Here is a 10,915-nt window from a genome sequence, read left to right on the forward strand (position 1 = left end):
ATTGAAGCTTTTTAAGGGAAGGGTTTGGACTACAAGGGGATATTGTGAGGCTTTTATTGTGGATTCGGAGAAAATAAGGTGGGTTGGTAGGAATAGGGAAGTTGGAGAGGTAACGTTTGATGAGGTTTATGATTATGGAGATGATTATATATTTCCCGGGTTTATAGATTCTCACGCTCATTTTACTGCAACGGGTGTAGATTCTATGGCTTTAGATTTAAGAAATATACAGAGCAAGGAAGAATTATTAGAGATCCTCAAGGAAGAAGCTTTAAATAAAGGTAAAGGAGAGTGGATTTGGGGAATAGGTTGGGATGAAAGTAAGTTTAGGGATAAGGCCATACCTACTAAAGAGGAGCTTGACAAAGTTTTGCCGCATAACCCTGTGATGCTTTTAAGAATAGATCATCATTCTTGCCTCGTTAATCAAAAAGCTGTAGAACTTTTAAATCTTTCTCTTGATCTTGATGAGATTAAATCGGGCTGGCTTAAAGCAGAGGTTAATGAACTTGCTAGAGCCAGGTTTTGGGAGAGAATGCCGGAAGAAATTATAGAGGAAGGAATAGGGCGAGCGGTAAAGCTTGCCCTTTCTAAGGGAATTACCTTAGTGAATGCTCTTGAGGGTGGGGAGTGGTTTAGCAACAGAGCTCTAATTAAACTTATGGAAATGAGAAACTCTCTTCCGATAAAAGTAGTCATATTTCCCCAATTTACTGATGTTGATGAGGTCTTAAGTATGGGCTTTAGAAGAATTGGAGGTTGTGTAACTATAGATGGCTCTTTTGGATCGAGAACAGCAGCTTTGTTTGAACCTTATGAGGATGAACCTTCTACTTGTGGTAGGCTTTACTTTACTGAGAGATCACTTTATGATTTCTTCTTTAAAGCTCATAGAGCTGGTCTCCAAATAGCTGTTCATGCTATTGGTGATAGAGCTATAGATCTTGCTTTAAAGTGTTACGAGTGGGTTTTGAAAGAGCTTCCCCAGGATGATCATAGGCATAGAATTGAACATTTTGAGCTTCCTCCTGAGGATGGAATTGAAAGAGCTCTTGAAATTGGTCTAGTTGTAAGTGTTCAACCTACTTTTGAAACTCTTTGGGGGGGACCTTATGGCATGTATGCTTCTAGACTTGGGAAGAGATGGAAAAGAACAAATCCCTTGAAAACTATGGTAAAGATGGGGCTTATCTTAGCTGGCGGATCTGATAGTGATGTTACACCTATGGATCCTTTACTTGGAATAAGGTCTGCTATGAACCTTCCTAATGAGGACGAAAGGTTAACCCTGGATGAAGCTGTTAAGATGTACACATATAATGGGGCTTATGCTGTATTTATGGAGAGGGAGTGGGGAGACATAAAAGAGGGATTCTGGGCTAATTTTGTGGTAGTCTCCCCAAACCTTAGTGAAATTAAGGCTACATATGTTAAAGGAGAAAGAGTATTTCCCTAACTAGTTTTGCTCCTAGAAGAGAAGTAATGTCTGAAAAATCGTTGGGAGGGGATATCTCAACTATGTCTACAGCAATGATATTTAATCCTTGAAGCTTATACAGAAAATCGAAAAGCTCCCTTGGGGTTACTCCATTAGGTTCAGGAGTTCCAGTTCCTGGAGCAAAAGCAGGATCTATTACATCTATATCTATGGATAAATAGATCGGTTCTGAGGAAAGCTTTGTTTTTAAATTTTCTATGCCCTCCAAAGAAAAGGGAAAGATTTGTGTATTTTTCTTAGCAAACTCGAATTCATCTTTTGACCCCGATCTTATTCCGAACTGATATAAGTTGGAAGGACTTAGAAAATCGCAAACCCTTTTCATAACACTGGCATGGGATAGCCCATTACCAAAGTATCTTTCTCTTAAGTCAGCATGAGCATCAAGGTGGATTACTTTAAGATTTGGGAAGTTAAGAAAAGCTGATTTTATAAGCGGTAATGATAAAAGATGTTCTCCTCCTAAAGTTATTAGCTTATAGCCCTGTTTTAAGAATCCATAGGCAAATTTCTCTATGTTGTTTAAGCTCTTTTTGAGGTTTCCTCTCGGTAAGAGAATGTTTCCAGCGTCAAAAAATTTGACTTCTGTTAAATCTCTGTCAAAGTTTGGAGAGTAAGTTTCAATTCCATAAGATACCATTCTTATTCTTTCAGGCCCTAAGCACGTCCCTTTTCTAAAGCTTGTAGTTTCGTCTAATGGAACTCCCCACAAGACCACCTTGGAGCCCCTCAGGCTGTGAGAGGCCCCTATGAATTTCAACCCCATAGCACTGTAGCTGCTATCACACAGCCTATTTTTTCAACGGTATGTTCAATAGCTTTACTTCTTATTTCTTTCAAAGTTTGTCCTCTTATCTCGAAGGATTCTCTTACCATATTTTCAACTATCTCCATTGCTTCCTTCGCGGAGCAGAAACCAGTGAATTCCATTATTAATCCTACATCTTCTGGGTTTACTGGAATACCTATTCCTATAGATGCGGCGATTCTTTGGCCAGGTTCTTCGCTTACTAGACTTCCGTATGCTACTGGTAGAAGAGCTCCTAGCGGTACAGAGAAGCTTTCCGTTATCTCAACATGGGGGGGTAGTATACTGCTGACTTTAAGTAAATTATAGTTTCCTATTCCTGCTGATAAAAGGGCCTTATCAAAGGCAGTTAGGTGAGTTTTTCCTTCACCTTTTCCGATTACAAGGGTTGCTTTCTTTGGAACAATTAGCAACTTCACCACCTCCGAGGAGTAATTTTACCATAGCTAACGTGGTATAATCCTCTTTAAAGGAGGGATAAACCTTGGGTTTAAAAGAGAAACTGAAAAATTTGTTGAATGATAGGGTTAAAGACTGGGGAGGCAAAACAAGTTATAGAGAGCCTATATTGAAAGTTGCTTCTGTTTTTGATCCCTTATGGAAAAGGCTGAAAGAGTTATGTCCTTTTCATTTTATGCCTTGGGAACTTCTTGAGGAAGCAAAAAGCGTGGTTGTATTCTTTCTTCCGTTTTCGGAGGAGGTTATAGAGAGCAATCAAAAGGGATATTACTCTTCTAGGGAGTGGGCTGTAGCGTATCTAGAGACGAACGCTTTTCTTTATGATATTTCTTTAGAGATGATAAAACTCATGGAAGAACATGGTTATAAAGGAGTATCTATTAAGCCTACTCATAATTTTGATAAGGAAAAGCTTGTTAGTTACTGGTCTCACAGGCACGCGGGATTTATAGCAGGTATGGGGACATTTGGCCTCAATAACATGCTTATAACAGAAAAGGGTTGTGGTGGCAGATTAGGTTCGTTTGTAACTGATGCCCTTCTTGATCCTGATGATAGACCTTTAAGGGAATCTTGTTTATTTAAGAGGAATAAGAGTTGTACTCTATGTGTTAAAAGATGTCCTGTTGGGGCTCTCAAGGTTGACGGTTTTGATAGATTCTTGTGCCATAAACAGTGCCTTGAGGTTGGTTTTTACTTTAGTGACTTAGGCAAAGTTGATATTTGTGGTAAGTGTATAACTCATCCGTGTGCTCTTGGGATTCCTCAAGGATAAAGGAGGTGAAAATTATGATTAGCAGGATTGGTATACTTACAGGTGGTGGAGATTGTGCTGGTCTAAATGCTGTTATAAGAGCGGTAGTTAAGAGTGCCGTTGGAAGACATGGTTTGGAGGTTTGGGGTATTGAGAATGGTTTTAGAGGATTGGTAAAGAGAGAAATGAGGCCTTTAACTCCCAGCGATGTTTCAGGGCTACTTCCTCGCGGTGGAACTATTCTTGGAACGACTAATAGAGATAATCCGTTTCATTTCCCGGTTTATGAAGATGGGAGACTTATATATAAAGATATGTCTGATATAGCTATGGAAAATTTTAGAAGATACAAGCTTGATGCTCTTATTGTTGTTGGGGGAGATGGTAGTCTTAAAATAGCCCTTGAGTTTTGGAAAAAGAAGGGAATGCCGGTTATAGGTATACCTAAGACTATAGATAATGATCTTGAGGCTACAGATCTAACTTTTGGTTTTGATACCGCTGTATTGACAGCTACGGAAGCTCTTGATAAACTTCACACGACTGCAGAATCTCATCACAGAGTTATGATTCTTGAGGTTATGGGAAGATACGCAGGTTGGATAGCTCTTATGGCGGGTATAGCTGGTGGAGCTGATATAATTTTGATACCGGAAATACCCTTTGACTTAGAAAAGGTTTGTGAAAAGATAAGACAAAGGGAGAAAGAGGGTAAGAGATTTAGCCTAATTATGGTTGCTGAAGGTGCAAGGGAAATTGGTAAAGATATGATTGTACAAAAAGTGGTTGAAGGAAGCCCGGATCCTATTCGTTTAGGAGGTATAGGAAAATACATAGCTGATAAAATAGAGAAGATGATCGAGCTTGAAACAAGAGTTACTGTTTTAGGTCATCTTCAAAGAGGGGGTTCTCCTACGCCTATGGATAGGCTTCTTGCAACGCGTTTTGGTGTTAAAGCAGTTGAACTTGCGTTAGAAGGGCGTTTTGGAGAGATGGTTTGTTTAAGGGGAGGAGAAATATCCTCTGTTCCCATAGAGAAGGCTGTTGAGCGTTTAAAGTTGGTTTCACCTGATTGTGAGTTGGTTAAAGTTGCTCGAGCCCTTGGCATATCCTTTGGTGATTAGGAAGGAGGTTTAAGAATTGATAATAACGAAGAAAAAACCTATTGAAGAGATACTAAATGAGCTTGATAGCTATGAAAAGATTTTTATTGTTGGTTGTACCCTGTGTGCCACAGCAAGTAAAACTGGTGGAGAGGAAGAAGTTAGGGAGATGAAAGAAAAACTTGAATTTTCAGGCAAAAGAGTTGTTGGGACTGTTGTTCTTGATCCTGTTTGTAATTTACAGAAAAGCAAATTGGATTTGAAAAAGTATGTATCTGGTATTTCAGAAAGCGAAGCCCTTTTGTGTATGGCTTGTGGGAACGGACTTCAAACTTTGGGAGAGATAGTAGAGGATAAACCTATCTTTCCGGCTAATGATACCCTATTTCTTGGAGAGGTTAAGAGATTCGGAGTGTTCGAGGAAAGATGTTTGCAATGTGGAAAATGTCTTCTGACTAATGGTTTGGCCATATGTCCTCTTTCAAGATGTCCGAAGGGAATGCTTAATGGTCCATGTGGAGGAGCTAAAGATGGCTTATGCGAGGTTAATCAAGATTTGAAGTGCGTCTGGATGGAGATATATGAGAGGTTAAAAAGAATGGGTAGGCTTAGTGATCTTAAAAAGATTAATCTTCCTCTCGACTATTCTATTAAGATAAGACCGGGACAACATTATGTAAGAAGAGGTGTTCTGAATGAGCAAACTTAAGGAGAAACTTGATAGTGGAAAATTTACTATCACTGCTGAAATTGGTCCTCCCAAGGGTTCTGATGTTAGTGAGTTTAGAGAGATAGTTAAGTTATTAAAGGGGAAGATAGATGCCTTTAATGTGACTGATGGGCAAGGGGCTTCTATGAAGCTTTCTTCGCTGGCTGGCTGTCTTGTTATATTGAGCGAGGGTGAAGAACCCGTGATGCAGATGACAGGGAGAGATAGAAACAGAATAGCTATTCAATCAGAACTTTTAGGAGCTTATGCCTTGGGTATAAGGAATATTCTCGCTATTACTGGTGACTATCCTACTTTGGGGGACAATCCTGGCGCTAAACCTGTTTACGACCTTGATTCAGTGGGAATACTTTTGGCCGCATCTTCGTTGATGAAAGGAAGAGATCTTGCTGGAAACCTTCTTAAGGGCGAACCTCCTAATTTTTATCTTGGAGCAACAGCTAATCCTAATTTTTTTCCTATAGAGGTTGAATTAATAAAAATGGAGAAAAAAATAGAAGCAGGGGCGCGTTTTTTTCAAACTCAGGCAGTTTATGATATAAATGTGGCCGAAAGATTTATGAAAGAGGTGTCAAACTTCAATATAAAAGTTTTGCTGGGTATAATTCCGTTGCGAAGCTTAAAATCAGCACAGTTTGTTAGCAAGATGATTCCAGGGGTTAAAATATCAGAAGAAGTTTTACGGCGCATGGAAAACGCTTCTGATCCTAAAATTGAGGGCTTGAAGATAGCTGCTGAGCTTATAAGAAAGGTTAAAGAGCATGGGTTGGCTCATGGAGTTCATATAATGGCTATAGGTGCGGAGAAAACCGTTCCTATACTTCTAGATATGCTTTAGTCTTTAAATTCTAAGATTCTTAATTCCCATGCCAAAAAGGTAATTTCTTCCTTTATTAGCTCTTCGTGTATTGCTTTAGCGAGGGATAAGATTTGGGAGAGTTCTCCCCTTATTAAAGTACAAGTTGGGGTAACTTCATAGGGAAGCCCGGATCTTTCAATTACACTTATAGCTTTGTCTACTAATTTTATAACTTCTTCCTTATTCCTGGTACAAGGTAATACCCTTAAATCTGCTCTTACCATCTTTAAAATAGGGACGGACTTTTAAAGCCGTCCCTTATATTTTTCTTCCAAGATGTCTTTAGGTAAATATTTTCTTTCCATCTCTTTTATTTTAGGATATCCTATGAACTCGGCAAATTCCGGGAATGGCATCATATTTTCATAAGGAGGAGTTATTCCATGGTCCTTCAGGTAAGTTAAAGCGTCTTTAACTGCTTTTGCCACAGTATACAGCACGAATACAGAATGAACCACTATTTTATAACCAAGTTCTTCTGCTTCTTTGACAGTTATGAATGGAGTTTTACCCTTTTCTATAAGATTTAGCATAAGAGGTGTATCCGGTAATAACTTCGGTATCTTTTCAAGCTGTTCCAGAGATGTTGGTGATTCAATAAATATAAAGTCAGCACCTGCCTCTCTATAGTATTTTCCTCTTTTTATCGCTTCTTCAAAGCCATAGACAGCTATAGCGTCAGTTCTTGCTCCTATAAGGAAGTTAGGGTCTTCTTCTTTTTTGGCGTCTACTGCTGCTTTTACTTTCCCCACCATTTCTTCAAGAGATATTAATTGTTTTCCTTCAAGATGTCCACACCTTTTTGGCCATAGTTGATCTTCGATGAAAAGTCCACCTGCTCCCGCCCAAATATACTCCTTAACAGTTCTATAAACGTTTATGGCATTACCATAACCAGTATCAGCATCACAGAGCAGGGGTATGTTTATAGCTCTTGCCATATATTTTACTCGCTCGCACATCTCGCTAAAGCATACTAAGCCTACATCAGGTTGTCCTAAAAGTGAAGCAGCTGTTCCATACCCTGAGTGAAAGATCATTTCGAACCCTACGCTTTCAGCTAATTTGGCTGTAAGTGCATCATAAGTACCAGGTGCTACAATGATACCGTTCCTTTCTAAAAGCTCTCTTGCTTTTTTACCTGCGCTTTTTTCTTTCAAGGTCTCCCCCCTTTTTCATTAAATTATTTCTTCAAGTTCCTTTAAAACTCTTAAAACTCTTTCTGCTGCTCCCTTTATGTGTTTTTCAGTTAGTTCTGCTGCTTTTTTGGCCTCTCCAGATTTAATAGTTTCGCATATTTCTTTATGCTCTTCTAACATAGTATGTATTCTTTCAGGCATTCTGCTTGCTATCTCTCTATAGGGTAATGTTATGGCTAGAACTTCCTGTAAAACCTTTTGTAGGTAACGATTACCGCAAGCTTCATAAATAGTTTCGTCTAGTTCCCTGTTCAGTAGATCAAGAGCATTGTAATCTTCTTGCTTTACTGCTATTTCCATTCTTTGAATGATGTCATCGAGTTTCCTTTTACCCTCTTCAGATATTCTTGAAGCAGCCTTTTCAGCAGCCTTAGGTTCAAGAAGTATTCGGACTTCATAGTAATCCTCAAGCTCTCTTGTGTTTACTCCTCTTACAGTTCTAAGCTTACCTCTTTTGGTTACTAGCCCTTCGTCTTCAAGTTTCTTTAAGGCATCTCTAACAGGCGTTATGCTTACTTTGAATATTTGAGCTAGATCTCTTTCTACAAGCTTTTCCCCAACCTTTCTCTTACGGGATATAATTTCTTCTTTTAATTTTTCGTAAATTTTTTCTCCAAGAGTCTTTTTTCTTCTCACTTCGCATCACCTCTGATGTATCAAATTTCCTTAATTATGATAGCGATTTTGCTATAATAAGTCAATATATAGCTTTGAAAAAATCGTTGAGTTTTTGTTTTCTGCTAACTCCGTGCTATAATTAAAGAGGAAAGAGGGGTGAATCGGATATGCGTGTGGAGGGAATTAATGCGTGGAATAGGATTGAGCAGGCCTATAGGAGTGAAAATCAGATAACTGATCAAGTTCGGGAAAGTAGTAGAAATGAAAATAGAGCGATGGTGTATAGGGGGGATATAGAGCGTCCTCGGGAAGGGGAAACTTATAACAGGGAAGGGGAAAGAGTAACTTATGTTTCTCCTGGAAAAGTTTTTGAGGCTCAAGGTTAAATAGAACTATATTTCTTGATTTTTTAACATAAGACTGATATAATTAAAACTGGTGGTGCGGATATAGCTCAGGTGGTAGAGCATCGGCTTCCCAAGCCGAGGGTCGCGGGTTCAAATCCCGTTATCCGCTCCACTTTTTATTTTTTTATAGAGGAGGTGCTTGTGTAATGGAAGAGCTTGAAAAGAGAGTAGCAGAAGAGTCCTGGAAAGGGGAGATTTTGAGTCATATCAGGCGTAAAGAGGAAGAAAGAAAAGAAAGGGCAATGTATAGTGAGGAAGAGCTTCTCGAGGAGATAAAGAAAAAGTGGCTGGAGATACTTAATGAGTTTAAGAAGGAAGACAAGATAGTTTTTGCATACTTTAGAGGAGCTGAGGTTCTAAGGGTCTCTTTTGATGACTCTTCTGTAAGGGTATTTTTAAGGGGTCTTGATGTTAGCTTCATAGATTATGTTGAAGATCCTAAAGTGAAAAGATTCATAGAAAAGGTTTTTCAGAGAGTTTTGGGTATAAGACTTTCTGTAATGTGTGCTCTTGAGTCTAAAAGTTGGGAATCCGTTCGTGGAGAGGAGATATAACTCCCTTAATCAGTATTTTAAGGAGAGGTATGGAAAAAGGGTTCAGAAGATAACATTAGATGCGGGTTTTTTCTGCCCCAATAGAGACGGTCGTTTAAGCAAAGGAGGATGTGTATTTTGTGATGAGAAAGGTAGTGGTAGGGGCGAGTATGGTATTCTGAGCCTTAGGGAACAGATAGAAAGGGCTTATAAGTTTTTAAGGAAAAGATATGAAACTGATCTTTTTATGCTTTATTTTCAAGCTTTTACAAATACTTATGCTCCTATAGAGAAGAGTATAACGCTTTTTAGAGGGTGTTTGAATGAAGCTTCTAAGCTTTTTAAGGTTATAGGTTTGTCTGTGGGAACGAGACCTGATTGTGTTCCAGACCCTTTTCCTCAAGTTTACTCCTCACTTAAGGCTTATGTGGATGAATTGTGGTTGGAATTTGGGTTACAAAGCATAAACTATAAGACTTTAAAGCTTGTAAATAGAGGTCACACTTTTGCAGAGTTTATCGATGCGGTTTTAAGATGTAAAGGTAAAGGGATAAAGATTTGTGCTCATGTTATACTTGGATTGCCTGGAGAAGATGAGGAAGATGCTATGGAAATGGCGCGTGTTTTGTCAGCTTTGAGAGTAGATGGAGTTAAGATTCACCCCCTTTATGTAGTTAAAGGAACTCCTCTTGAAGAAATGGTTAGAGAGGGAAAGTATAGACCCCTTGAGCTTGATGAATATGTGAAAATGTGTGTTTCTTTTTTGGAACACCTCTCACCTGAAGTTATTATTCATAGGCTAACAGGTGAAACTTCCAAAGAGGATCTTTTTGTTCCTGATTGGACTCTTAATAAGCCGGAAGTAATAAAGAAAATTGAAGAAGAACTTATCAAAAGGGGTTCTTGGCAAGGAAAAAAGCTCAAGCTTGGATTATCTCAGGAGGAACTTTGTCCCCTTGTAGAGAGGTAAATTGTTAGTAAGGATATGTCTGCTGGGCTTACCCCAGAGATTCTAGAAGCCTGTCCTATGGAGATAGGCTTTATTTTCTTCAGTTTTTCCTTTCCCTCGTTTGAGAGCCCAGGAATAGCATCATAATCCAGATCTGCTGGAATTTTTCTGTTTTCCATCTTCTTGAACTGCTCAACCAGGGATAACTCTCTCTTAATATACCCTTCGTATTTTATTTCTATTTCTACTTGTTTTCTTTCTTCATAACTCAAATTATTATTGCTGGATGGGTCTATTTCTAAAAGCCTTTCTATTGTGACTTCTGGTCTTTTAAGAAGCTGTGCTAATGTTACAGGGGTATCTATCGGAGAGCTACCGAGTGATCTTAAAAGTTCGTTTACCTTATCAGTAGGAGGAACCCTAACTTGGTTTAGTCTTTCTATCTCTTCTTCGACTCTCTTTTTCTTGAGAAGGAATCTCTCATATTCATCTTTTCTTATTAAGCCCACGTTATATCCATAGGGCATCAAGCGGAAATCTGCATTATCCTGTCTTAAGAGTAACCTGTATTCTGCTCTAGATGTTAGGATTCTATAAGGTTCCTCTGTTCCTTTAGTTACGAGATCATCTATAAGTACACCTATATAGGCTTCGGCTCTGCTTAGTATGAGAGGTTCTTCTCCTCTTAGCTTCAAAGCAGCATTTATACCAGCTATAAGTCCTTGTGCTGCAGCTTCTTCATATCCTGATGTTCCATTTATTTGACCTGCCATAAATAATCCTTCTATATCCTTAGTTTCAAGTGATGGCTTGAGTTGTGTAGGATAGACAAAATCGTACTCTATTGCGTATCCTGGTCTCATTATCTCGGCTTTTTCAAGGCCAGGTAAAGTTCTTACCATCTTTATCTGTACGTCTGTAGGGAGACTTGTAGAGAAGTTCTGGAGATAAAACTCTAATGTTCTTCTGCCCTCTGGTTCTAGAAACACAGTATGGGA

At 38.9% G+C, this 10,915-nt stretch carries 13 protein-coding genes and 1 tRNA gene; 9 read left to right on the forward strand and 5 right to left on the reverse strand.

Going from position 1 to position 10,915, the window contains the following annotated elements:
- Position 1: 1 nt before the first annotated feature.
- Positions 2-1,456: an amidohydrolase gene (locus NZ900_05100; GenBank protein MCS7233461.1), complete on the forward strand. Its 1,455-nt coding sequence runs from the start codon at positions 2-4 to the stop codon at positions 1,454-1,456.
- Here NZ900_05100 and speB read toward each other — a convergent pair.
- Both speB and NZ900_05110 read right to left on the reverse strand, forming a co-directional pair.
- Complete coding sequence (speB, locus tag NZ900_05105) at positions 1,431-2,216, reverse strand: agmatinase (protein ID MCS7233462.1); 786 nt, start codon at positions 2,214-2,216, stop codon at positions 1,431-1,433. The genes NZ900_05100 and speB overlap by 26 nt on opposite strands.
- A gap of 38 nt (positions 2,217-2,254) precedes the next feature.
- The gene (locus NZ900_05110; GenBank protein MCS7233463.1) at positions 2,255-2,728 is read right to left on the reverse strand and encodes an arginine decarboxylase, pyruvoyl-dependent; all 474 of its coding nucleotides are present in this window, start codon (positions 2,726-2,728) and stop codon (positions 2,255-2,257) included.
- Between the two features lie 62 nt (positions 2,729-2,790).
- Here NZ900_05110 and NZ900_05115 point away from each other — a divergent pair, with 62 nt between their 5' ends.
- The 4 genes from NZ900_05115 to NZ900_05130 are packed head-to-tail and all read left to right on the forward strand — an operon-like array spanning position 2,791 to position 6,190.
- A complete protein-coding gene (locus NZ900_05115) occupies positions 2,791-3,540 on the forward strand; it encodes an epoxyqueuosine reductase (protein MCS7233464.1) in 750 nt (249 codons plus the stop codon).
- 14 nt (positions 3,541-3,554) lie between these two features.
- Positions 3,555-4,643 carry a 6-phosphofructokinase gene (locus NZ900_05120; protein MCS7233465.1) on the forward strand — a complete coding sequence of 363 codons (1,089 nt, stop codon included), beginning with the start codon at positions 3,555-3,557 and terminating at the stop codon, positions 4,641-4,643.
- Positions 4,644-4,659: 16 nt separating this feature from the next.
- The gene (locus NZ900_05125) at positions 4,660-5,331 is read left to right on the forward strand and encodes a methylenetetrahydrofolate reductase C-terminal domain-containing protein (protein ID MCS7233466.1); all 672 of its coding nucleotides are present in this window, start codon (positions 4,660-4,662) and stop codon (positions 5,329-5,331) included.
- The gene (locus NZ900_05130; protein MCS7233467.1) at positions 5,318-6,190 is read left to right on the forward strand and encodes a methylenetetrahydrofolate reductase; all 873 of its coding nucleotides are present in this window, start codon (positions 5,318-5,320) and stop codon (positions 6,188-6,190) included. Before NZ900_05125 ends, NZ900_05130 begins: the two co-directional genes overlap by 14 nt.
- 266 nt (positions 6,191-6,456) lie before the next feature.
- Here NZ900_05130 and NZ900_05135 read toward each other — a convergent pair whose 3' ends face one another.
- Together NZ900_05135 and NZ900_05140 are read right to left on the reverse strand one after the other, a co-directional pair.
- A complete protein-coding gene (locus NZ900_05135) occupies positions 6,457-7,371 on the reverse strand; it encodes an isocitrate lyase/PEP mutase family protein (protein ID MCS7233468.1) in 915 nt (304 codons plus the stop codon).
- 18 nt (positions 7,372-7,389) lie between these two features.
- Positions 7,390-8,046, reverse strand: coding sequence for a GntR family transcriptional regulator (locus tag NZ900_05140; GenBank protein MCS7233469.1), 657 nt, complete (start codon positions 8,044-8,046; stop codon positions 7,390-7,392).
- Positions 8,047-8,195: 149 nt separating this feature from the next.
- On the opposite strand from NZ900_05140, the gene NZ900_05145 reads away from it, so the two are divergent.
- The 4 genes from NZ900_05145 (at position 8,196) to NZ900_05160 (ending at position 9,938) form a co-directional block, all read left to right on the forward strand.
- On the forward strand, positions 8,196-8,414 hold the full coding sequence (locus NZ900_05145) for a hypothetical protein (GenBank protein MCS7233470.1): 219 nt from the start codon (positions 8,196-8,198) through the stop codon (positions 8,412-8,414).
- A gap of 57 nt (positions 8,415-8,471) precedes the next feature.
- Positions 8,472-8,547, forward strand: a tRNA-Gly gene (locus NZ900_05150).
- 34 nt (positions 8,548-8,581) lie between these two features.
- Positions 8,582-8,989 (forward strand): hypothetical protein, encoded by a 408-nt coding sequence (locus tag NZ900_05155; protein ID MCS7233471.1) that lies wholly within the window; start codon positions 8,582-8,584, stop codon positions 8,987-8,989.
- On the forward strand, positions 8,973-9,938 hold the full coding sequence (locus NZ900_05160; GenBank protein ID MCS7233472.1) for a TIGR01212 family radical SAM protein: 966 nt from the start codon (positions 8,973-8,975) through the stop codon (positions 9,936-9,938). Before NZ900_05155 ends, NZ900_05160 begins: the two co-directional genes overlap by 17 nt.
- On the opposite strand, the gene NZ900_05165 is transcribed toward NZ900_05160, so the two are convergent.
- On the reverse strand, positions 9,905-10,915 hold a 1,011-nt coding region (locus NZ900_05165; protein ID MCS7233473.1), incomplete at its 5' end, for a tRNA uridine-5-carboxymethylaminomethyl(34) synthesis enzyme MnmG. The two genes, NZ900_05160 and NZ900_05165, sit on opposite strands and share 34 nt — an antisense overlap.

The sequence above is a fragment of the Synergistota bacterium genome (assembly GCA_025060595.1).
Taxonomy (GTDB): Bacteria; Synergistota; GBS-1; order GBS-1; family GBS-1; genus 42-11.